The sequence below is a fragment of the Rhodobacteraceae bacterium LMO-JJ12 genome (assembly GCA_021555075.1).
Lineage (GTDB): Bacteria > Pseudomonadota > Alphaproteobacteria > Rhodobacterales > Rhodobacteraceae > JAKGBX01.
In genome coordinates, this window is the sequence record JAKGBX010000001.1 from 1,774,056 (window position 1) to 1,797,636 (window position 23,581).

At 58.4% G+C, this 23,581-nt stretch carries 21 protein-coding genes and 1 tRNA gene; 20 read left to right on the forward strand and 2 right to left on the reverse strand.

The window, feature by feature from the left end; all coding sequences use genetic code 11:
* Positions 1-9 precede the first annotated feature (9 nt).
* From LZG00_08470 to preA, 9 genes are all read left to right on the forward strand, one after another.
* Entirely contained in the window at positions 10-858 is an 849-nt protein-coding gene (locus LZG00_08470) for a protocatechuate 3,4-dioxygenase (protein MCF3594033.1), read from the forward strand.
* Positions 859-916: 58 nt separating this feature from the next.
* Entirely contained in the window at positions 917-2,089 is a 1,173-nt protein-coding gene (gene pobA, locus LZG00_08475) for a 4-hydroxybenzoate 3-monooxygenase (GenBank protein ID MCF3594034.1), read from the forward strand.
* A gap of 300 nt (positions 2,090-2,389) precedes the next feature.
* On the forward strand, positions 2,390-3,529 hold the full coding sequence (locus tag LZG00_08480; GenBank protein MCF3594035.1) for an ABC transporter substrate-binding protein: 1,140 nt from the start codon (positions 2,390-2,392) through the stop codon (positions 3,527-3,529).
* A 185-nt stretch (positions 3,530-3,714) separates the two neighbouring features.
* Positions 3,715-4,632, forward strand: coding sequence for a branched-chain amino acid ABC transporter permease (locus LZG00_08485; GenBank protein MCF3594036.1), 918 nt, complete (start codon positions 3,715-3,717; stop codon positions 4,630-4,632).
* A gap of 1 nt (position 4,633) precedes the next feature.
* Positions 4,634-5,620, forward strand: a complete 987-nt coding sequence (locus tag LZG00_08490; GenBank protein MCF3594037.1) for a branched-chain amino acid ABC transporter permease — start codon at positions 4,634-4,636, stop codon at positions 5,618-5,620.
* Complete coding sequence (locus tag LZG00_08495; protein ID MCF3594038.1) at positions 5,613-6,383, forward strand: ABC transporter ATP-binding protein; 771 nt, start codon at positions 5,613-5,615, stop codon at positions 6,381-6,383. The genes LZG00_08490 and LZG00_08495 overlap by 8 nt, the downstream gene beginning before the upstream one ends.
* Positions 6,380-7,069, forward strand: a complete 690-nt coding sequence (locus LZG00_08500; GenBank protein ID MCF3594039.1) for an ABC transporter ATP-binding protein — start codon at positions 6,380-6,382, stop codon at positions 7,067-7,069. Before LZG00_08495 ends, LZG00_08500 begins: the two co-directional genes overlap by 4 nt.
* Positions 7,070-7,205: 136 nt before the next feature.
* Positions 7,206-8,534, forward strand: a complete 1,329-nt coding sequence (locus tag LZG00_08505) for an NAD(P)-dependent oxidoreductase (protein ID MCF3594040.1) — start codon at positions 7,206-7,208, stop codon at positions 8,532-8,534.
* A 14-nt stretch (positions 8,535-8,548) separates the two neighbouring features.
* The gene (preA, locus tag LZG00_08510) at positions 8,549-9,856 is read left to right on the forward strand and encodes an NAD-dependent dihydropyrimidine dehydrogenase subunit PreA (protein MCF3594041.1); all 1,308 of its coding nucleotides are present in this window, start codon (positions 8,549-8,551) and stop codon (positions 9,854-9,856) included.
* An 85-nt stretch (positions 9,857-9,941) separates the two neighbouring features.
* Here the strand turns inward: preA and LZG00_08515 are convergent, their stop codons facing one another.
* Complete coding sequence (locus tag LZG00_08515; GenBank protein ID MCF3594042.1) at positions 9,942-10,574, reverse strand: TetR family transcriptional regulator C-terminal domain-containing protein; 633 nt, start codon at positions 10,572-10,574, stop codon at positions 9,942-9,944.
* 270 nt (positions 10,575-10,844) lie between these two features.
* Between LZG00_08515 and LZG00_08520 the strand changes: the two genes are divergently transcribed.
* The 10 genes from LZG00_08520 to LZG00_08565 all read left to right on the forward strand — a co-directional run bounded on the left by LZG00_08520 (position 10,845) and on the right by LZG00_08565 (position 18,346).
* Positions 10,845-12,095 (forward strand): Zn-dependent hydrolase, encoded by a 1,251-nt coding sequence (locus LZG00_08520; protein MCF3594043.1) that lies wholly within the window; start codon positions 10,845-10,847, stop codon positions 12,093-12,095.
* Complete coding sequence (locus tag LZG00_08525; protein MCF3594044.1) at positions 12,092-12,307, forward strand: hypothetical protein; 216 nt, start codon at positions 12,092-12,094, stop codon at positions 12,305-12,307. Before LZG00_08520 ends, LZG00_08525 begins: the two co-directional genes overlap by 4 nt.
* The gene (locus LZG00_08530; GenBank protein MCF3594045.1) at positions 12,304-12,654 is read left to right on the forward strand and encodes a hypothetical protein; all 351 of its coding nucleotides are present in this window, start codon (positions 12,304-12,306) and stop codon (positions 12,652-12,654) included. The genes LZG00_08525 and LZG00_08530 overlap by 4 nt, the downstream gene beginning before the upstream one ends.
* Before the next feature lie 19 nt (positions 12,655-12,673).
* Positions 12,674-14,131, forward strand: coding sequence for a dihydropyrimidinase (gene hydA / locus LZG00_08535; GenBank protein ID MCF3594046.1), 1,458 nt, complete (start codon positions 12,674-12,676; stop codon positions 14,129-14,131).
* On the forward strand, positions 14,128-14,556 hold the full coding sequence (locus tag LZG00_08540) for a VOC family protein (protein ID MCF3594047.1): 429 nt from the start codon (positions 14,128-14,130) through the stop codon (positions 14,554-14,556). Before hydA ends, LZG00_08540 begins: the two co-directional genes overlap by 4 nt.
* On the forward strand, positions 14,553-15,341 hold the full coding sequence (locus tag LZG00_08545) for an ABC transporter ATP-binding protein (protein ID MCF3594048.1): 789 nt from the start codon (positions 14,553-14,555) through the stop codon (positions 15,339-15,341). Before LZG00_08540 ends, LZG00_08545 begins: the two co-directional genes overlap by 4 nt.
* 9 nt (positions 15,342-15,350) lie before the next feature.
* Positions 15,351-16,280 carry an ABC transporter permease gene (locus LZG00_08550; GenBank protein MCF3594049.1) on the forward strand — a complete coding sequence of 310 codons (930 nt, stop codon included), beginning with the start codon at positions 15,351-15,353 and terminating at the stop codon, positions 16,278-16,280.
* Positions 16,277-17,113, forward strand: a complete 837-nt coding sequence (locus LZG00_08555; GenBank protein MCF3594050.1) for an ABC transporter permease — start codon at positions 16,277-16,279, stop codon at positions 17,111-17,113. The genes LZG00_08550 and LZG00_08555 overlap by 4 nt, the downstream gene beginning before the upstream one ends.
* Positions 17,114-17,164: 51 nt before the next feature.
* Positions 17,165-18,154, forward strand: a complete 990-nt coding sequence (locus LZG00_08560) for an ABC transporter substrate-binding protein (protein ID MCF3594051.1) — start codon at positions 17,165-17,167, stop codon at positions 18,152-18,154.
* A 115-nt stretch (positions 18,155-18,269) separates the two neighbouring features.
* Positions 18,270-18,346: transfer RNA gene (locus LZG00_08565), tRNA-Pro, on the forward strand.
* Between the two features lie 92 nt (positions 18,347-18,438).
* On the opposite strand, the gene LZG00_08570 is transcribed toward LZG00_08565, so the two are convergent.
* Entirely contained in the window at positions 18,439-18,951 is a 513-nt protein-coding gene (locus LZG00_08570; GenBank protein MCF3594052.1) for a hypothetical protein, read from the reverse strand.
* A gap of 560 nt (positions 18,952-19,511) precedes the next feature.
* On the opposite strand from LZG00_08570, the gene LZG00_08575 reads away from it, so the two are divergent.
* Positions 19,512-23,222: a vitamin B12-dependent ribonucleotide reductase gene (locus tag LZG00_08575; GenBank protein ID MCF3594053.1), complete on the forward strand. Its 3,711-nt coding sequence runs from the start codon at positions 19,512-19,514 to the stop codon at positions 23,220-23,222.
* Positions 23,223-23,581 lie beyond the last annotated feature (359 nt).

Genomic DNA, 23,581 nt, shown 5'->3' on the forward strand with positions numbered 1-23,581 from the left:
TTTGATATAATGGCGAATATCATTGGCGGCATTACCACATCCCATATCCCTGCCGTTGGCAATGCCATCGCAAACAATCTGCAGGATGATCCCTATTGGAAGCCGTTTTTCGACGGCTATCCAAGGGTGCACAAGTGGATCGCCGCGCATAAGCCGGATGTCGTGATCAATATCTATAACGATCACGGCCTCGGTTTCTTCCTTGATCAAATGCCCACCTTCGCCATTGGGGCCGCGCATGAATATCGCAACGAAGATGAAGGCTGGGGCATTCCCAAGCTTGATCCGTTCCCCGGCGCGCCCGAGCTGAGTTGGCACATTATTGAATCGATGGTCGCCGATGAATTTGACATCACCTCCTGCCAGGAACTCGCGGTCGATCATGGCTTTACGGTTCCGATGCAGCTTTTCTGGCCCGGCGCGCCGCATCACCCCGATATGCCACGCGCCATTCCGATCAGCGCAAACACGGTGCAGCATCCGATCCCGACACTGAAACGTGCGCTGGCCTTCGGGCGCGCCCTCAGAAAAGCAGTGCTGAGTTATCCGGGAGACTCCAAGGTTCTGGTGCTGGGCACAGGCGGGTTAAGCCATCAGCTTGACGGCGCACGCGCGGGCTTCATCAACAAGGACTTCGATCAGTATTGCATTGAAAACATTGTGCATAACCCTGACGTGCTGACCAAGATCAGCCGCATGGAACTGGTCGAGAAGGCCGGTGCGCAGGGTACTGAGTTTCTGATGTGGATGATGATGCGCGGCGCACTTGGCGATGATGTGAAAGAGATCACGCGCAACTATCATATCCCGATTTCCAACACTGCCGCTGGCACGCTTTTGCTGGAATGCCCGGCCTGAAACACGAAGGACGACCACTGAATTTCTCAGAAAACCGGTGGGCAAGGAGGAGAGACCTATGAAAACCCAAGTCTGCATCATTGGCGGCGGCCCATCGGGGCTGATGCTGAGCCAGCTTTTGCACCTCAAGGGCATCGACACCATTGTGCTTGAAAAACACTCTCGCGAATACGTGTTGGGCCGGATCAGGGCAGGGGTTCTGGAGCATGGCTTTGCCGATCTGATGCGCGAGGCGCAATCTGGCGACCGGATGGACGCTGAAGGCGAGATCCATGAGGGGTTTTATATCGCACATGACGGCGTGCTCGACCGGGTTGATCTACACAAGCACTCAGGCGGCAATTCGGTGATGGTCTATGGCCAAACTGAACTGACCCGCGATCTTTATGAGGCGCGCGACAAGATGGATGGCAAGGTGATCCATAATGTCGACGATGTGAAACTGCACGACATCAATGGCGATAATCCTCATGTGACCTATCGCCACGGCGATGACATCATTCGCATTGATTGCGACTACATCATTGGCGCCGACGGATTTCACGGCCCATCGCGTAAATCCATCCCCAAAGACGTGCTCAGGGAATACGAAAAAGTCTATCCTTTCGGCTGGCTTGGCGTGCTAAGCCGCACCAAACCGGTCAGTCCCGAGTTGATCTATGCCAAGAACGCGCGTGGCTTTGCGCTCTGCTCTCTACGCAGTCAGGTGCTCAGCCGCTATTATATCCAGGTGCCGCTGAGCGACACGGTTGATGACTGGTCGGACGACGCGTTCTGGGCTGAGTTGAAAGCCCGTCTCCCTGAGGAGGTCGCAGACAAGCTCGAAACCGGCCCGTCGATTGAGAAATCCATCGCGCCTTTGCGGAGTTTCGTTGCAGAACCCATGCGTTACGGCAATCTATTCTTGGCTGGGGACGCCGCCCATATCGTACCGCCAACAGGCGCGCGCGGGCTAAATTCGGCGGCGTCTGACATCTATTATCTTTATCACGCGATGGTTGATCACTATGAGAAAGGTGATGATAGCGGGCTCGATAGCTATAGTGAAAAGGCGTTGGCGCGGATCTGGAAAGCCCAGCGGTTTAGCTGGTGGATGACCACGCTCTTGCATACTTTTCCCGATTCCATCGCCTATGACAACAAGTTGCAACAGACCGATTTGGACTACCTCTTTTCATCGGACGCAGCACTTGCCTCGCTGGCCGAGAACTATACCGGGTTGCCGTTCTGATGCCTGCAACCTCTGGTGGCATCCGTCTCGGCGCGGGGCGAAAACTCTGCAGATTAGGGCAAGCTTTAAGCTTGTATAGATTTTTTCGCCTCGTTAAGTTTGAAAATGAAGCGGGGAAGAGACGCAATTTCAAGGTCGGTTGCGTCACGTTTCATGGGGGGATCAAGCAAGCCTGAACGTGCGTTGTAGGAGCGACGTATCGAAATGGCGATGGCCTGTGTGCTGGAATGATCTGGCATTTTTGACAAAAATAGCAGTCCGCGCGGCACGTCGTGTTCCGGACATGACAGGGAGAGAGAAATGACATTTAGAAAAATGGCAGGGGCATTGTGTCTGGCCGCGCTGACAGCGACGGCGGCACAGGCAGACGGAGTAAAAGTCGGCATGATTACCACGCTGTCGGGCGGGGGCGCAGGCCTCGGTATCGACGTGCGCGATGGCTTCATGCTGGCAATTGCCCAATCGGGTCGCGACGACATCGAACTGGTGGTCGAGGACGATCAGCGCAAACCTGATATCGCTGTACAGCTTGCTGACAAGCTGATTCAGCAGGAGAAGGTCGATATCGTAACCGGTCTCATCTGGTCGAACATCGCCATGGCCGTTGTGCCGTCGGTGACCGCACAGGGCAAATTCTACATCTCGCCCAACGCTGGCCCCTCTGCTCTGGCGGGCAAGGGCTGCCACAAGAACTACTTCAATGTCAGCTGGCAGAACGATGTTCTCAACGAAGCCGCGGGCAATTGGGCCAACAACAACGATGTAAAGAAAGTCTTCTTACTGGCACCGAACTATCCGGCTGGCAAAGACATGATCGCCGGCTTCAAACGCTTTTACAAAGGTGAAATTGCAAACGAGGTCTATACCAAGCTCGGTCAGACCGACTACGCAGCCGAGATCGCGCAGATCAAAGCAGCTGATGCTGACACGGTCTATTACTTCCTGCCCGGCGGCATGGGGATCTCCTTCATGAAACAATACGCCGGTTCCGGTGCAGAAAAGCCCGTGATGGGTCCGGCGTTCAGCTTTGATCAGGGCATTCTCGGCGCCATTGGTGATGCGGCACTTGGCGTGAAGAACACCTCGCATTGGTCCAAGGATATCGACAATCCCGTCAACAAAGCCTTCGTTGCAGATTTCCAGGCCGAATATGGTCGTCTGCCGTCGATCTATTCCAGCCAGGGGTTTGACACGGGTCTGCTGTTGGTTGACGCAATGGAAAAAGCCGATGTGAAAGACACGGATGCCTTCCGCACCGCACTGGAAGAAACCCAGTTCGCCTCCACACGTGGCGTTTTCAAATTCGCGCCCAACCATCACCCGATTCAGACGATCTACATGCGCGAAGTGATCAAGGAAGGTGATGTCGTCACCAACAAGATCATCGGCGTTGCATCGGAAGATCATGTCGACGCTTACGGCGTTGATTGCAAAATGTGAGCATAGGCTGATCCTCGGTGGCTCCCGGAGCGTCAAAACTCCGGGCGCTACCAAAGGAAGAGCCTTTGCACTGAATATTCCACTTCCCTAAGCCTTGCGGCCCGTGTTTTCGTTGAAAGAAAACAGAGCGAAATCTACCAAAGGTTTCGCTACCGACCGCGCAGCTTGATTGAGATTGGGGCCGAATGTCTCTCATACTTCTGTTCGAACAGATCCTGAACGGGCTGCAGTCCGGTGTGATGCTGTTCCTGATGTCGGCCGGGCTGACGCTTATTTTTGGTGTCATGGGGTTGATCAACCTCGCACATGGCTCCCTCTACATGGTGGGCGCTTTCGCTGCGGCATCGGTTGCCGCCGCCACCGGTAGCTTCACACTGGCGCTGATTGCTGCGCTGGCGGCGTCGGCCATAGCGGGCGTTCTGGTAGAAGTCATCGTGATCCGTCGCCTCTATGCGCGTGACCACCTTGATCAGGTGTTGGCCACCTTCGCACTGATCCTGATTTTTTCGGAAGGCACGCGTTGGGCCTTCGGCTCATTCCCGCTCTATCTCGACGTGCCTGCCGCGTTGTCCGGCCCGGTGCATCTGCCCGGCGGCATCGCGTATCCGGCCTATCGCCTCGCCATCATCGGCATCGGCTTCGCTGTGGCCGCCGCACTTTTCCTTCTGATCGCCAAAACCCGCATCGGCATGCGCATCCGTGCTGGTGAATCCGATCGCGAGATGATCGGCGCACTTGGCGTCAATATTTCGGTGCTCTACACCGCCGTCTTCGCCCTCGGCGCGGCGCTGGCGGGCTTTGCCGGTGCGTTGGTTGGCGCAATCCAATCGGTACAGGTCGGTATGGGCGAGCCTGTCTTGATCCTGGCATTCGTCACCATCGTGATCGGCGGCATCGGCTCGATCCGCGGCGCCCTGGTTGGTGCGCTATTGGTGGGCCTTACCGACACACTCGGCCGCGTGTTGTTGCCGCTGGCCTTTGGTGTTTTCATGGACCCGTCCTCGGCCACATCCATCGGCGGCGCGCTCAGCTCGATGTCGATCTATATTTTGATGGCGGGGGTGCTTTTGTTCAAACCCACCGGCCTCTATGGGAGCGCATGATATGGGTCGGCGCGAAATCATCCTCAACACGGCACTGGCCCTTGGCCTGCTGGCTGTCCCGCTCTGGGCGCACTTTGCCGATCAACCTTACATCATCACATTAACCACCCGCGTTGCCATTCTGGCGCTCGCCGGGGTGGGGCTGAACCTCGCACTCGGCCTCGGCGGTCTGGTCAGCCTCGGTCACGCGATGTTCTTTGGCATCGGCGGCTACGCGGTTGGTATCCTCGCCAGCCACGCCCAAAGTTATATGCCGCTGATGGAATGGCCCCTCACCATCGAGGGGACCCAGTTCATGCCGCTGACCTGGATCGTCGCCGTGATCGCTTCGGGCATTGTGGCGCTGGTCGCAGGTGCGCTTTCGCTGCGCACCTCAGGCGTTTATTTTATCATGATTACACTCGCCTTTGGTCAGATGTTTTATTATTTCACCATCTCCTGGCCCGCCTATGGTGGCGAAGACGGTCTATCGATCTATGTGCGCGGTCAGTTTCCCGGTCTCAACACGCTCGTACCGATCCAGTTCTTCCTCATTACCTATGCCCTTTTGGGCCTCGCGCTCTTCATGGTGGCGCGCATCACCCGCTCGGGCTTTGGTTTGGCCCTCAATGCGGCGCGCCAAAACGAGACCCGTGTGCGCGCGGTCGGGATCGAACCCTACCGCTTGCGCCTCGCGGCGTTTGCCGTATCCGGGGCCATCACTGGCCTTTCCGGCGCGCTCTTTGCCGACCTCAACCGTTTCGTCAGTCCGGCAATGTTTTCATGGCAGACCTCGGGCGAGATCATGGTGTTCGTCATCCTTGGCGGTGTGGCGCGGCTCTTTGGCCCGGTGGCGGGCGCAGCACTCTTTATCCTGCTCGAAGAGGTGCTCGGCGGGGTCAGCGATTACTGGCACATTTACCTTGGCTTCCTTCTGCTCCTCGTCGTGCTTTTTGCACGCGGCGGGCTGATCGGGCTGCTGGCAGGAGAGGAGAAGTCCGATGGCTGAACCACTCCTGCAAATCCAAGGCATCACCAAAAGCTTCGGCGCGCTAAAAGCTTCCGATGGCGTTACCCTTGATCTTTACCCGGGTGAGATCCACGCCCTGATCGGCCCCAACGGCGCCGGGAAATCCACCCTGATCGCCCAGATCGCCGGAAGCCTCAAACCTGACTCAGGCCGCGTTATTCTCGAAGGCCGCGACGTGACCGCAACCGACACGGTCGCGCGCGCCCGCGCCGGGTTGGGGCGCACATTTCAGATCAGTTCGCTGGCGATGGAAGATACCGTCATGCAAAATGCCGTTCTGGGTGCCTTGGGCGCGCGACAGGGGCGGTTGGGGCTTTTCGCCCGCGTGATGCGCAATCAGTCCCTTCGAGAAACGGCAATGGCCGCCCTGCGCGAAGTTGGCATCGAAGAGTTCGCCAATTTTCGCACCGCAGACCTGTCGCATGGTCAGCGTCGCCAGCTCGAAGTGGCCGTGGCGCTCACCCTCAATCCGCATGTCTTCCTGATGGACGAACCAATGGCAGGCCTCGGCGCCGAAGGCTCGGTCACGCTGGTCAGCTTCCTGCAAAACCTCAAGGCGCGCGCGCCGATCCTGTTGGTTGAACATGATATGGACGCTGTGTTCCAACTTGCCGACCGGATCAGCGTGCTGGTCTATGGTCGCATCATCGCCACCGGAACACCGGATGAAATTCGTGCCAACCCCGAGGTGCGCGAAGCCTACCTTGGTGAAGAAGACGACGAAGAGGAGGGAACGCCATGAGCCTGCTTCGGCTACTGAACATATCGGCTTTCTACGGCCCCTCGCAGGCGCTATTTGATGTCGAATTCCGCGTTGAGCCGGGGCAGGTGGTGGCCTTGATGGGGCGCAATGGCATGGGCAAGACCACCACGATCAAGGTGATTTGCCGCATGCTCAAGCAGCGCGGCGGCTCGGTTGCATTTGATGGCAATGACATTTCTCGCTGGCCGTCGCACCGCGCGGCGCGTGCCGGGTTGGGGCTCGTGCCCGAAGGACGTCGGTGTTTTTCCAATCTCACGGTGCGGGAAAATCTGGTGGCTGCGGCGCGCCCGGGTGAATGGAACCTCAAGAAGGTGGCCGATCTTTTTCCGCGGCTTCAGGAACGTCATAGCCAGATGTCGGCGTCGCTCTCGGGCGGCGAACAGCAGATGCTGGCGATTGGTCGCGCGCTGATGACCAATCCGCGGCTCTTGATCCTGGATGAGGCCACGGAAGGGCTCGCGCCGGTGATCCGCGCCGAGATCTGGGCTGCTATTGCCCAACTCAAACGCGACACTGGTCTCGCGATCCTCGTTGTCGACAAATCCATCAAGGAACTCGCCACAGTGGCTGACCGCGCGGTGATTCTCGAACGCGGCAAAAGCGTCTGGCAGGGGGCGTTTAGCGATCTGGACGGTGAAACCCGCGATCGCTACCTCGGCGTCTGATTGCCTTATTTTTGGGCTTTAACAACGCAGTAGATACTCAATTGGCCGTTTTTTCGCATATTTGAAAAATTTACCAATTGATAAAAAATCAAAATGTGCCAACCTGATCAAAAGAAAAGATCAGGGAGAGAACACCATGGCGCAATCCACGCGCACCCCGGGTATTGTTGCAGGGCGGCTAAGCCCCGACGCATTGGCCGCCAATTTTACCGACCTGCATGCACCGCTTGACGCGCATGAGGCGCAGGTGGCGGCGGATCGCTGCTATTTCTGCCATGATGCCCCCTGTATGGAGGCTTGCCCCACGACCATCGACATCCCGCTCTTCATCCGCCAGATCTCCACCGACACGCCTCTGGCCGCTGCCCAAACCATTTTCGAGCAGAATATCCTCGGCGGCATGTGCGCCCGGGTCTGCCCGGTCGAAACGCTCTGCGAAGAGGCCTGCGTGCGCGAGGCTGCCGAGGGCAAACCGGTCATCATCGGGCGTTTGCAACGCTACGCCACAGACGCGGCGATGGCCCACGGCCAACAGCCATTCACGCGCGCTGCGCCAACAGGCAAGAAGATCGCCGTCGTCGGGGCAGGGCCCTCGGGCCTTGCCTGCGCCCATCGTCTCGCCATGCACGGCCATGACGTGGTGATTTTCGAGGCCCGCGACAAACCCGGCGGGCTCAACGAATATGGCATCGCCTCCTACAAGACGGTGAATGATTTCGCCGCTTCCGAGGTCGAATGGCTTCTTGGCATCGGCGGTATCGACATCCGCTATGGCCAGTCACTGGGCCGCGACGTGACACTCGATCAACTGGCCGAGGATTATGACGCCGTGTTCCTCGGCATCGGCCTCCCCGGCGCCTATGCGCTCGACGGCTTCGACAAGCCCGGCATCGGTTCGGCGATAGATTTCATTGCCACGTTGCGCCAGACTCCTGATCTGGCCTCCCTGCCAGTGGGGCGCAACGTGGTGGTGATTGGCGGCGGCATGACGGCAGTGGATGCGGCTGTGCAGTCCAAGCTTCTTGGCGCTGAAAACGTCACCATCGTTTATCGGCGCGATCGTGCAGCCATGCCCGCCAGCCCCTTTGAACAGGATCTCGCCGCCTCAAAAGGCGTGCGGCTTGTGTTCAACGCCAAACCGGTTGCCGCCCACGGTGCAGACGCGGTCGAGGAGGTTGAGCTTGAATATACCACTCAGGATGGTGCCAATCTCAAAGGCACCGGCGAAACCTTCCGCATTGCCGCCGATCAGGTCCATATGGCTATCGGCCAGTGGCTCGAAAATCCGCCCGACGGACTCGCCCTTGATGGCAGCGCACTTGCTGTCAAAGACGGCCAAATGACCTCTCAGCCCAATGTCTGGGCCGGTGGCGATTGTGCCGCCGGAGCCGAGGATCTGACCGTCACCGCCGTCGCCCAAGGTCGCGATGCGGCCGAGAGCATCCACGCCGCGCTACAACGTTAAGGAGGGCCTCTCAAATGGCTGATCTCACAACCAACTTTCTCGGCATCACTTCGCCCAACCCTTTCTGGCTGGCTTCTGCTCCACCGACCGACAAGGAATACAACGTTCGCCGCGCCTTCGAAGCCGGTTGGGGCGGGGTGGTCTGGAAAACCCTTGGCGAAGAAGGCCCTCCCGTGGTCAACGTCAACGGCCCGCGCTATGGCGTCATCTATGGCGCTGACCGCCGCGTTCTGGGTATCAACAATATCGAACTGATCACCGACCGATCGCTCGAAATCAACCTCGAAGAGATCACCCGCGTGAAGAAGGACTATCCCGACCGCGCTGTCATCGTCTCGATCATGGTGCCCTGCGAAGAGTCGGCGTGGAAAGCCATTCTCCCCAAGGTCGAAGCCACCGGCGCCGACGGGATCGAGCTCAATTTCGGCTGTCCTCATGGCATGGCCGAACGCGGCATGGGAAGCGCCGTAGGGCAGGTACCTGAGTATATCGAAATGGTCACCCGCTGGTGCAAGGAGAACTACTCCAAGCCAGTGATCGTCAAGCTCACCCCCAACATCACCGATATCCGTCAACCTGCGCGCGCAGCGTTTCGCGGCGGTGCCGATGCGGTTAGCCTGATCAACACGATCAATTCGATCACCTCGGTCGATCTCGATGATTTCTGCCCAGAGCCCAGCATTGACCGCAAAGGAACCCATGGCGGCTTTTGCGGCCCTGCGGTCAAGCCGATCGCGCTCAACATGGTGGCTGAAATCGCCCGTGACCCCGAAACCCACATGAAACCGATCAGCGGCATTGGTGGCGTGACCACCTGGCGCGACGCCGCCGAATTCATGACGCTCGGTGCGGGCAATGTTCAGGTCTGTACGGCCGCCATGACCTATGGCTTCAAGGTTGTGCAGGAAATGATCTCGGGTCTCAGCGACTGGATGGACAAGAAGGGATACACTTCGACGGATCAATTCATCGGCAAGGCCGTGCCAAATGTCACCGACTGGCAATATCTCAACCTCAATTTCATCACCAAGGCCAAGATCGATCAGGACGCATGCATCAAATGCGGCCGCTGCTTTGCCGCCTGCGAAGATACCTCGCATCAGGCGATCTGGATGAAAGAGGGGCGCGTGTTTGAAGTGAATGACGCCGAATGCGTTGCCTGCAACCTTTGCGTCAATGTCTGCCCTGTCGAAGATTGCATCACCATGGAGCGCGTCGCTCCGGGCGAGATCGACCTGCGCACCGGCAAAGTGGTTGAGGATGACTATGCCAACTGGACAACCCATCCCAACAATCCGGCCACTACCCAAGCCGCTGAATGATAGCAGGTTTTCCAAAGCGTTCCGCCATTTACCCGAAATAGGGTTGAGGCGGACGCTTTAGAACACGCTGAAATCGCTTCGCACCCTATTTCGGCGTCAGCATTCTCGTGAAAAGCGTTTCAAGAAACCGCCCGGCCTCGGGATAGGGGTCCACATTATCACCCCCCAGAACCGCATGCACCTGCACGTCGAAATCGGCATAATGTTGCGTTAACGCCCAGATCGAGAAAATCAGGTGATGCGGGTTCACCTCGGCGATTTTTCCGCTCTCGATCCAGTGGCTGATGACCACGGCCTTGCGGTCTACCAGTGCCTTCAGCTCGCCTGACAAAACCGGGGCAATGCGCGGCGCACCTTGCACGATTTCGTTGGCGAAAAGCCGGGATTCGCGTGGAAAATCCCGGCTCATTTCCAACTTGCGCCGCACATATCCCAGAATTTCTTCCAACGGGTCGCCATCCTCCCGCATCGCATGTAGCGGGTCGAGCCATGTCTCCAACAGCCCATCCAGAAGCGCGGCATGAATCGCTTCCTTTGACGAGAAGTAATAGAGCAGGTTGGGCTTGGAGAGGCCGGCCGCGCTTGCGATCTGGTCAACCGTCGCGCCCCGAAACCCATGCGCCGAAAATACCTCCAGCGCCGCATCCAGAATGGCCGCCGTGTTCTTGCGCTGAATCCGCGTGGCCCCTTTGGCCGCTTTCGTTGCCTCTTGCTGCATTCCGCCTCTTTGCCTTGGAGCCTGCCAAAGCCAAAATTACTCTTTAGCTGCCTAATGGTTCACAAGCGCCCGCAATTTGCGCATTCGCCCCATCAAACTCCCAGATTTCCCTAGGTTTATGGGTATTCATGATGCGAAGTTCTTGACTGGGTGTAAAGCCGTGTTAGCTTCGCTTTTACCAGTTGGTCAAAATAGTTGCGTCTGGGGGATGTGCGTACGGTCGGACTCCTCCCGACGCGTAAGAATAAGAATACGCAGGAAGGACAGATCATGTCAGCCCCGGGACAGAACCTCAAAATCAACGGCGACCGTTTGTGGGACAGCCTGATGGAAATGGCCAAGATCGGCCCCGGCGTCGCCGGGGGCAATAACCGTCAGACGCTGACCGACGTCGATAGCGAGGGACGCGCCCTGTTTCAGAAATGGTGTGAAGCGGCGGGCTGTTCCATGGGGCTCGACTCCATGGGCAACATGTTCGCACGTCGCGAAGGCACCGACCCGGATGCGTTGCCTGTCTATGTCGGCTCGCATCTCGACACGCAGCCCACTGGGGGCAAATACGACGGCGTTCTCGGTGTGCTCGGCGGCCTTGAAATCGTGCGCACGCTCAACGATCTCGGCATAAAGACCCGCCATCCCATCGTCGTGACAAACTGGACCAACGAAGAGGGCACCCGCTATGCCCCTGCGATGCTTGCGTCTGGCGTTTTCGCCGGTATCCACACCGAAGATTGGGCCAAGGATCGCACCGATGCCGATGGTAAACGCTTTGGAGACGAGCTTAAGCGTATCGGCTGGGAGGGTGACGAACCCGTCGGCGCGCGCAAAATGCACGCCATGTTTGAACTCCACATCGAACAAGGCCCAATACTTGAGGCCGAGGGCAAGGATATCGGCGTCGTCACCCACGGCCAAGGGCTCTCCTGGACCCAGGTAACGATCCATGGCAAGGACAGCCATACCGGTTCCACACCGATGCCGATGCGCAAGAATGCCGGTCTCGGCATGGCGCGCGTTCTTGAAAAGGTTGACGAAATCGCCTGGTCCCACGCCCCTCATGCCGTAGGTGCGGCGGGTCATATCGAAGTTTATCCAAATTCGCGTAACGTGATCCCCGGCAAGGTGATCTTCACCGTCGATTTCCGCTCGCCCGATCTTTCTGTCATCGAAGACATGGAGTCGCGTCTGAAGGTCGAGGGCCAGAAGATCGCCGACGATATGGGCCTGACCATCGAATTTGAAAAAGTCGGCGGGTTTGACCCCGTGGAATTTGACAGGACCTGCGTCAGCGCCGTGCGCAACGCCGCCGAAAGGCTGGGGTATTCCCATATAGACCTGATTTCCGGCGCCGGTCACGACGCCTGCTGGATCAATCAGGTTGCACCAACGGCGATGGTGATGTGTCCCTGTGTCGATGGGTTGAGCCATAACGAGGCCGAGGAGATTTCCAAGGACTGGGCCACCGCCGGAGCGGATGTTCTGATGCACGCGGTTGTTGAGACGGCGGAGATTGTCGAGTGATCCGCACGGCGCTGATAGCCGGGCTGATCGGGCTTTCCACCCCTGCTTTCGCTGAGTCCCTGACGCTCAGAACGGTGGATTTCAAGCTTCCTTTGGGGATTGCCGAAAAGATTCCATCGTCAATCAAGCCGTCCGACATTTTCGTCAGCAGCGATAATTGCTACTATGTGCGCAAAGATTTGTCCTTTGTCTGGATTGACTGCGTCGGATGAATGCACCTGAAACCATAAGCGCGCTCATCGCAGATGAGTTGCACGACTATGACCCCGACGCGGGCAATCTGCGGACGGTCGGGCAGGTTGCTCCGATGTCGCCTGAATGGCACCGCCTGACGCTGAACGAATTTCGCGATGCCCTGATCGCCCCGAAAGAGACCGATGTACTCTTTTGCGGCGGCATGGTTGAAACCTGCTATTCGGTCACGCGGTCAAACGGCAGCTATCGTGTTATCTACATCCCATGGGCAGAGCTTTTCTCGCTCGCGGTTGAATCAAAATACGGACCCGTCGACATAGGCGTGCACGGCGATGCGATGTGCGTTTTCGGGTCGATACACTAATAAAGAGGGAGTTGGACTCATGAGCACCACAGTCATCAAGAACGGCACGGTCGTCACCGCCGATCTGACCTACAAAGCCGACGTCGCCATCGAGGGCGGCGTGATCATCGAAATCGGGCAAGGGCTCAAGGGCGACACCGAACTCGACGCGACCGGTTGCTATGTCATGCCCGGTGGGATCGACCCGCATACCCATCTCGAAATGCCCTTCATGGGTACCTATAGCACCGATGATTTTGAAAGCGGCACCCGCGCCGCCCTTGCAGGCGGCACCACGATGGTGGTCGACTTCGCGCTTCCCAATCAGGGTGAAGGCCTCTTGGATGCCCTGAAACGCTGGGACAATAAATCGACCCGTGCGAACTGTGACTATTCCTTCCACATGGCTGTGACATGGTGGGGCGAACAGGTCTTTGATGACATGAAGACTGTCGTGCAAGAGCGTGGAATTAATACGTTTAAACACTTTCTCGCCTACAAAGGCGCGCTCATGGTTAATGATGATGAGCTATATTCCAGCTTCCTGCGTCTGGCCGAACTCGGCGCGACCCCGATGGTGCATGCCGAAAACGGTGATGTCGTGGCCGAACTAAGCGCGCGTCTTCTGGCCGAGGGCAATACCGGCCCCGAGGCGCACGCCTATTCCCGCCCGCCACAGGTCGAAGGCGAAGCCACCAACCGCGCGATCATGATCGCCGATATGGCCGGCGCACCGCTCTACGTGGTGCACGTGAGCTGCGAAGACAGCCACGAAGCGATCCGACGCGCCAAGATGCAGGGCAAACGGGTCTGGGGCGAGCCGTTGATTCAACACCTCACGCTGGACGAGTCCGAGTATTTCAACAAAGATTGGGACCATGCCGCGCGCCGCGTCATGTCGCCGCCGTTCCGCAACAAGAAGCATCAGGATTCTCTTTGGGCGGGCCTGCAATCAGGTTCGCTCAGCGTGGTGGCCACCGATCATTGCGCCTTCACCACCGACCAGAAACGTTACGGCGTAGGCGATTTCACCAAGATCCCCAACGGCACCGGCGGGCTTGAAGACCGCATGCCGATGCTCTGGACCAATGGTGTTGCGACGGGTCGTTTGACGATGAACGAATTCGTTGCTGTCACATCAACTAACATCGCCAAGATATTGAATTGCTATCCTAAAAAGGGTGCAATCCTTGTCGGTGCCGACGCCGATCTCGTCGTCTGGGATCCCGAGAAAGAGAAGACCATCGCCGCCACCAGCCAGCAATCGGCGATTGATTACAACGTGTTCGAGGGCAAACATGTGAAGGGCCTGCCGCGCTTCACCCTGACACGCGGCCATGTTGCCGTGCATGACGGTGAAATGCGCACTGAGGAAGGTCGCGGCAAATTCGTCGCCCGCGAGCCCAACGCCACGGTGAACCGCGCTCTGAGCCAATGGAAAGACCTCACTGCGCCCCAGCCGGTCAAGCGCACGGGCATCCCGGCGACCGGCGTATGACCATGATGCCCGAACTCGACGGCGTTCTCGAAGCCGCGCTCTACGTCGATGACCTGGACACGGCGGCGGCGTTTTATGGTGATCTCCTTGGTCTCGAAGAGGTGATTTCGCATCCGCCGCGCCACATCTTCTATCGTGCAGGCGATACAATCGTCCTGCTCTTCGTGGCCAGCGAAACCCGCAATCCGCCACCACCGGGTGCCAAGTTGCCGGTGCCGCCCCATGGCGCGACGGGGCCGGGGCATCTCTGCTTCAACTGCCCTGCCACTGCGCTCGACAGTTGGGTAGCCCGGTTGACTGCGGCGGGCATCACCATCGAGGCTGATTTCATCTGGCCCAACGGGGCGCGCTCGGTTTATGTTCGCGATCCGGCGGGCAACAGCGTTGAGTTCGCCGAACCGAAATTGTGGGAGCGCGCAGCGTGAGCGAAACATCACCGGTCATTCAGGCCAAGAATCTCGACCTTACCTTCCAGACCAACGATGGCCCGATCCATGCGCTGAAAGATGTCTCGCTCGACATCAACAAGGGCGATTTCGTCAGCTTCATCGGTCCCTCGGGCTGTGGCAAGACGACCTTTTTGCGTGTTATCGCCGCGCTCGAACAACCCACCGGCGGCACCGTCACGGTGAACGGTATGACCCCCGATGAGGCGCGGCGCGCGCGCGCCTACGGGTATGTGTTTCAGGCCGCCGGCCTCTATCCGTGGCGCACCATTGCGGGCAACATCAAACTGCCGCTGGAAATCATGGGGTTCTCCAGGCAAGAACAGGCCGAACGCGTGAAAAACGTGCTGGAACTTGTTGATCTTGAAGGGTTTGACAGAAAATTCCCGTGGCAGCTTTCTGGCGGCATGCAGCAGCGCGCCAGCATTGCGCGCGCTCTGGCGTTTGATGCTGATCTGCTGTTGATGGACGAACCCTTCGGCGCCCTGGACGAGATTGTGCGCGATCACCTGAACGAACAATTGCTCAAACTCTGGGCCAAGACCGAGAAAACCATCGGTTTCGTGACCCATTCAATTCCCGAGGCGGTCTATCTCTCGACCCGCATCGTCGTCATGTCGCCCCGGCCGGGCCGGATCACCGATGTGATAGAAAGCACCCTGCCGCGCGAACGCCCGCTCGATATTCGCGACACACCGGAGTTTCTGGAAATCGCCCACCGCGTGCGCGATGGGCTCAGGGCAGGGCACGCCTATGACGATTGAGGCGCTGCAATGAAATCTCTGTTCTCCATCCTCACCGTTCTCGCGACGATCCTCGCGATTTGGTATATTGCCTGCATTCCGATGAACATGCACGAGGCAGCAACCCAAGCTGACAGGGCGGGTCAGCAGGTCACGCCTGAAAGTTCGGCAGAGCGACGCAAGATGGGGCGCCTTTCGCTGACGGTGAAAAATCCCGACCTCTGGGGCAGTGTCTATGCACAGGAACGCCCGCAACTGCCAGCGCCGCATCAGGTTGGTGTTGAACTCTGGAACACAACTGTTGGCATGGTCGCCAAGGGACGTGCCCTCTCAAAACGCTCGCTGATCCTGCACGCCTGGATCACCCTCAGCGCGACGCTGGTGGGCTTTGTCTTTGGTACGATCCTCGGCATCGTGCTGGCTGTCTCTATCGTGCATTCCCGCGCTATGGATATGAGCGTGATGCCTTGGGTGATTGCCAGCCAGACAGTACCAATCATTGCCATCGCGCCGATGATCGTGGTGGTGCTGGCCGCACTTCAGGTCGATGATTTGATCGCCAAGGGCGTGATTTCTATGTATCTTAGCTTCTTTCCCGTCGTGGTAGGTATGGTCAAAGGCCTGCGCAGCCCGCGTCGGATGGATCTCGACCAGATGAAAACCTGGAACGCCTCGCGCTCTGAAACCTTCTGGAAACTGCGCCTGCCCAGTTCCGCACCCTATCTATTCGCCTCGCTCAAGGTCGGCGTCGCTGCCTCGCTGATCGGTGCGGTGGTGGCCGAGCTAAGCCTGAGCCAGAACGGTGGACTTGGCGCGCGCCTTCTCGCAGGGAGCTATTACGGGCAAACCGTGCAGATCTGGAGCGCGCTTCTGGCCGCGGCGGCGCTGGCAGCACTTCTGGTATGGGCCATTGGCGCGGTGCAAAACGTCACGCTCAAACGCATGGGGTTCTCGAAATGATCTGGGTCTGGGGCTCACTGGCGTTCTGGCTCGCCGCTTGGGCGTTGAACACACGGCTTTCCAAGCACAAGCAGACCTGGGTAAGATTCTTCGTGCCCACTCTGTTCGGTATCACCCTATTGGTCCTCTGGGAGGGGATGGTGCGCGGATTTCAAATCAACCCGGTGCTCCTTCCCCCACCTTCGGCCATTGGCAAAACCTTTGTCGGCGAGATTTCCGTGCTCTGGGGCGATCTGGTTCAGACCTTCTTCAAGGGCGCGCTTTCGGGCTATGTCATAGGGTGTTCCGCCGCCGTTCTCACGGCCATTGCGGTTGATCGTTCACCCTTCCTGCAACGCGGTCTTCTGCCGGTGGGCAATTTTGTCGCCGCGCTGCCGATTGTCGGCATGGCCCCGATCTTTGTGATGTGGTTCGGCTTTGGCTGGCAATCCAAGGCGGCGATTGTGGTCGTCATGGTGTTTTTTCCTATGTTGGTGAACACCGTGCAGGGCTTGCAATCGTCCGAGGCGATGCAGCGCGACCTGATGCATACATATGGTGCCAGCTATCCCCAACGCCTGTTCAAGCTGCGTCTTCCCGCCGCGATGCCCTTTATCTTCAACGGACTCAAGATCAGCACGACCCTGGCGATGATCGGCGCCATCGTTGCCGAATTTTTCGGCTCGCCAATTCAGGGTATGGGCTTTCGCATTTCCACCGAAGTGGGCAAGCTGGCGCTCGATATGGTCTGGTCCGAAATTGCCGTTGCCGCCATCGTCGGGTCGGCGTTCTACGGGCTGGTGGCGTTGGCGGAAAAGATAATAACCTTCTGGCACCCCTCACAACGAGGTTGAAGAGCAACAATAACAAAACCAAGATAAGCAAACCAACAAGGAGTAAGAAAAATGAAAACACTATTTGGCGCGGCACTTGCCGGTGCTCTGGCTGTCGGCGGCTCAATCGCCCAAGCGGCTGATGATGTGACCCTGCAACTCAAATGGGTGACTCAGGCTCAATTTGGCGGCTACTACGTCGCCCTCGACAAAGGGTTTTACGAAGAAGAAGGCCTCAACGTCACAATCAAGGCCGGTGGCCCCGATGTGGCCCCCGCACAGGTGATCGCCGGTGGCGGCGCGGACGTTGTGATTGACTGGATGCCGTCAGCATTGGCTTCGCGTGAAAAAGGTCTCGATCTCGTCAACATCGCCCAACCGTTCAAAAGCTCGGGCATGATGCTGACCTGCCTCAAGGACAGCGGGATTTCCTCACCCGATGATTTCAAGGGCAAAACGCTTGGCGTCTGGTTTGGCGGCAACGAATATCCCTTCCTCAGCTGGATGAGCAAACTTGGTCTCTCGACCGATGGTGGCGAAGATGGCGTCACGGTTCTGAAACAGGGCTTCAACGTCGATCCGATTCTCAACGGTCAGGCTGACTGCATTTCGACCATGACCTATAATGAATACTGGCAGGTCATCGACGCGGGTCTCACCCCCGAAGAACTGGTCGTGTTCAAATACGAGGATCAGGGCGTCGCAACGCTGGAAGACGGCATGTATGTGCTGGGCGAAAACCTCAAGGACGATGCCTTCAACGACAAGATGGCGCGTTTTGTGCGGGCCTCGATGAAGGGCTGGAAATACGCCGAAACGAATCCTGATGAAGCCGCAATGATCGTTCTCGACAATGATGCGTCAGGTGCGCAAACCGAAAAGCACCAAACCCGGATGATGCGCGAAATTGCCAAGCTGACGGCCGGTTCCAACGGCGCGCTTGACCCTGCGGACTACGAACGCACGGTGGCAACGCTTCTGTCAGCGGGTTCTGACCCGGTCATCACCAAAGAGCCGGAAGGCGCCTGGAGCCATGCAATCTCTGATGTTGCGCTGAAATAAGCCTGACGCAGAGCATGAAAACGAGGCCCCGGCGGAAACGCCGGGGCTTCTTTCGTTTTGGGCTGCTGTTTGTTGTTGCCAAGGGCGGGGGGGCAGACTACACACACCCCCGGTTCGGGGCGTAGCGCAGCCTGGTAGCGCATCTGTTTTGGGAACAGAGGGTCGTAGGTTCGAATCCTATCGCCCCGACCAAATACCTCCGCAAAAGGCGCGGAGACCGACAGAGGGAAAATCTCATTTTCCCGAAGTCGGCGCAGCATCGCCAGCAACCCACACTCGCCGCATCACAACGCGAAACACCGCTCGACGGCTTCGGGCGGCGCATTGCGTAAGGGTTTGCCACCCACCGCAGCAAGCATCCCGCCCAGCTTGGTCGCCACTTCGCGATCATTCTGAACAATGCGCGAGATCGTCCCGTCCTTGCGCGGCACCTTCAGGAACGCACACCCCGTCACAAGATACCCGCTCTGTGCCTGCGTCGTGGTCAGACTGACAACAAGTTGCGGCAGCGCTTCAATGTCGCCGTCGTAATGCAGGATCACCGCCGCCGTGGTCTCGGGACTCAGCAGCATCCGGCATTGCACCGTGCCGGGGCGCGGTTGAACGAACTCCTCGCCGGGTTCAGTGCAGGCGGCCTTCGCCGCCTCGACAAGCCCGGCTGGGCGCTCTGCGAACCACGCGGCCGCCACCTGTGGGCTGCGTGCAACACCAGATGTTGTGGGGGCAGGGGGTGCGCAACCCAAGAGAGCGCCCATCGACGCCAGCCCGAGAAGAGAGATTCGCAAGGCTGAAGACATGCGCGCAGTCCTTTGTTAGCTGTTTGGCCCGATCTGCGTGTCGATCGTCCAGCGGGCAGAAGATTCTTTGCCACACCATGAAAAAGGTGGGCGCACACCCTGATGCGCGCCGGTCTTACAGTTTGTCCACAAGCGTGGGGCAGGTATAACTATGCCGAATACTTACTGTTTCGCAAAGCCTCCACAAGGTCAAACACAGCCTAGTTTTTAGGCACGTTAACTAAGTGAATCAGGCGTCAGGTGAGTAGCCCTTTTGGTCAACCGCAAAATCCAAATATTTTGTAAATAAACCGGTTGACCCAAATGGGGTATACACGTCAGATTGTGCAGGCCGGTTGGTGAGCCACAACATATAGTGGTTCGCGAGGGACAGGCAGGTAGAACATAAAAAACGCCGATGCAGCACGTGAGAAACACGAGCGCAGTCGCTATCCGCTGAAAACGCGGTATGCGGGCGGCAGGTTTTACCCCAACCCCTCGTGTTTCAACGGGTCAAGTAGCGTCGCCCGGTCAGGCGGGCGGTGCGCACAAGGAAAAAATAGCTGAGACATGGGGCAGCAATGAAAATCGAACGAAAATTCACCACGGCAGGTCAGGACGCTTACGCAGATCTGGAATTCGTCACCACCACATCGGAGATTCGCAATCCCGATGGCACGGTGGTGTTCAAACTCGACAATGTCGAAGTTCCCAAAAGCTGGAGTCAGGTCGCCTCGGACGTGATTGCCCAGAAGTATTTTCGCAAAGCCGGTGTTCCCGCGCGCCTCAAGCGCGTCGCAGAAAAAGATGTGCCCGAATTCCTCTGGCGTTCCGTGCCTGATGGCGATGCCGTCGCAGAGGGTGGTGAAATCTCGTCCAAACAGGTGTTTGATCGTCTGGCAGGCGCCTGGGCTTACTGGGGCTGGAAGGGCGGCTACTTCACCACCGAAGAAGATGCCCACGCCTATTTCGACGAAATGCGCCACATGCTGGCCACCCAACGTGCCGCGCCCAACTCACCGCAATGGTTCAACACTGGCCTGCATTGGGCCTATGGCATCGACGGCCCGGCCCAAGGCCACTACTACGTCGATCACAAAACCAAGAAGCTGACCAAGTCGACCTCCTCTTATGAACACCCCCAACCGCACGCCTGCTTCATCCAGGGCGTCAAGGATGATCTGGTTGGCGACGGTGGGATCATGGATCTCTGGGTGCGCGAAGCGCGTCTGTTCAAATACGGCTCCGGCACTGGCACCAATTTCTCCTCCCTGCGCGCTGATGGCGAATCTCTTTCGGGCGGCGGCAAGTCTTCGGGCCTGATGGGCTTTCTCAAGATCGGTGACCGCGCCGCTGGTGCGATCAAATCGGGTGGCACCACGCGCCGCGCCGCCAAGATGGTCATCGTCGATGCCGATCACCCGGATATCGAGGAATACATCAACTGGAAGGTCAAGGAGGAGCAGAAGGTCGCCTCCATCGTGGCCGGCTCCAAGATGCACGAGCAGAAGCTGAACCTGATCTTTGCCGCCATCCGCGGCTGGGACGGTGCGATCGAAGATGCGGTCGATCCAAAGAAAAACGAGCAGCTGAAACAGGCGATCCGCGAAGCCAAGAAGGTCGCGATCCCTGAAACCTACGTGAAACGCGTGCTGGACTACGCCAAGCAAGGCTATGGCAGCATAGAATTTCCGACCTATGACACCGATTGGGACTCTGAGGCCTACGCCTCGGTTTCGGGACAAAACTCCAACAACTCGATCCGCGTCACAGACGCCTTCCTCAAGGCCGTCAAAGACGATGCCGATTGGGAGTTGATCCGCCGCACCGATGGCACCGTCGCCAAGACGATCAAGGCGCGTGACCTCTGGGAACAGGTCGGCCACGCTGCATGGGCCTGCGCCGATCCCGGCATCCAGTACCACGACACCATCAACGCCTGGCACACCTGCCCGGAAGATGGCGCGATACGCGGCTCCAACCCGTGCTCGGAATACATGTTCCTTGATGATACCGCCTGTAACCTTGCATCGATGAACCTGCTGACCTTCCTGCAGGACGGCGAATTTCAGGCCGAAGACTACATGCACGCCACGCGTTTGTGGACGTTGACGCTGGAAATCTCGGTGACCATGGCGCAGTTCCCCTCCAAGGAAATCGCACAGCTCTCCTATGATTTCCGCACGTTGGGTCTGGGCTATGCCAACATTGGCGGCCTGCTGATGAACATGGGCCTTGGATATGACAGCGACGAGGGCCGCGCGCTTTGTGGTTCGCTCTCTGCGATCATGACCGGCGTTGCCTATGCCACATCGGCCGAAATCGCCGCCGAGCTTGGCGCATTCGATGGCTACGAGCGCAACCGCGAACATATGCTGCGCGTCATCCGCAACCACCGCAACGCCGCCTACGGCGCCACCGAAGGCTACGAAGGACTGGCCGTCAAACCGGTGCCGCTTGACCTGACCAACTGCCCCGAACCGCAGCTCGTGGACCTCTCCATGGCGGTCTGGGACGAGGCATTGAAGCTCGGCGAGAAGCACGGCTACCGCAACGCACAGGTTTCGGTTGTTGCCCCTACCGGCACGATCGGGCTGGTGATGGATTGCGACACAACCGGGATCGAGCCTGACTTCGCGCTGGTCAAATTCAAGAAACTCGCCGGTGGCGGTTACTTCAAGATCATCAACCAATCGGTACCTGCCGCTCTGGACAAGCTCGGCTATGGCAGCGCCCAGATCGAAGAAATCATCTCCTATGCTGTCGGTCACGGCACGCTGGGCAACGCGCCGGGCATCAACCACACCTCGCTGATTGGCAACGGCTTTGGCCCGAACGAGATCGAAAAGGTCGAAGCCGCGCTTGAGTCGGCCTTCGATATCCGCTTCGTCTTCAATCAATGGAGCCTGGGTGAAGACTTCTGCACCCGCGTGCTGGGCATCCCGGCGCAGATGCTGAACGATCCCACCTTCGACATGCTGCGTCACCTGGGTTACACGCGCGCCGATATCGACGCCGCCAACGATCACGTCTGTGGCACCATGACCCTTGAAGGCGCTCCGCACCTGAAAGAAGAACACTACTCGGTCTTCGATTGTGCCAATGCCTGCGGCAAGAAGGGCAAGCGCTATCTCGGCGTGGACAGCCACATCACCATGATGGCCGCGGCCCAGTCGTTCATCTCGGGCGCGATCTCCAAGACGATCAACATGCCCAACGACGCCACCATCGAAGACTGCCAGAAAGCCTATGAGCTGTCATGGTCGCTCGGGGTCAAGGCCAACGCGCTCTATCGCGATGGCTCCAAACTTAGCCAGCCTCTGGCGTCGGCCCTCGTCGAAGACGACGAAGAAGCAGCCGAGACGCTGGAATCCGGCTCGCTGCACGAAAAAGCCACCGTTCTGGCCGAGAAGATCGTCGAGAAAGTGATCGTCAAGGAAGTCATCAAGTCGCACCGCGAGAAGATGCCCGAGCGCCGCAAGGGCTATACCCAGAAAGCGATCATCGGCGGTCACAAGGTCTATTTGCGCACCGGCGAATATGAAGATGGCCAGTTGGGCGAAATCTTCATCGACATGCACAAGGAAGGTGCGGGTTTCCGCGCGATGATGAACAACTTCGCCATCGCCGTGTCGGTTGGCCTGCAATATGGCGTGCCGCTGGAAGAATTTGTCGATGCCTTCACCTTCACCAAGTTCGAACCGGCCGGCATGGTGCAGGGCAATGACAGCATCAAGAACGCCACCTCGATCCTCGACTATATCTTCCGCGAACTGGCGGTCTCCTATCTCGACCGCTCGGATCTGGCGCATATCAAACCCCAAGGCACCAGCTTTGATGATCTCGGTCGGGGCTCGGAAGAGGGCGTGTCCAACATTTCGGAAATGTCCGAAAGCGCGGCCACACGTTCGCTCGAAGTCCTCAAACAGATCAGCTCCTCGGGCTACCTGCGCAAACGCATGCCCCAGGAACTGATAGTGCTGCAAGGCGGCCAGGCGGTTGGCGGCACGGCGTTCGGCGGCAATGACCCGGTGCAGGCATTGCAAACGCTGGTGCCCGAAACGGCAAAATCCGCCTCTGCCACCGGCGCGGGCGGGGCCAGCATGAGCTCGTCCACGGCATACGCTGCGGAAGTGATGGTTTCATCACCAACCCAGCTTGACCCGCGCGCCAAGGCCAAAATGCAGGGTTACGAGGGCGAAGCCTGTGGCGATTGCGGCAACTACACACTGGTGCGCAACGGCACCTGCATGAAATGCAACACCTGCGGCGCGACAAGCGGGTGTAGCTAAGAGTTCCGGGGCGGGTGCGCTCGCCCCTGACGACGTTCAGGCCGCAGGCAAAAACCGAGCGGTAAATTAAAGAGTGAGCCTGAACGGCGAAACTCAAAGGGGGTCCTCTCGGTCCCCCTTTTTTTTGTGCGTCACGCAGAGAGCCGGATTCGAGTGCCTGAATCGAGGGCTAACATCGACGCCCAGACCCCCGTTCGCGCCGACTCATCACAACAGAAGGCGCAAACGGCAAAACGCCGCCAATGTTCCCTGCATAGCGGTATTTGCCGCTTTTGCGGCAAGCCTCCGCTGAAATCCCGAGAAACCGGATGCGCCTTTCCGCCCAACACCCTTGGCGGAATTTTGCCCGGCGAGCTCCC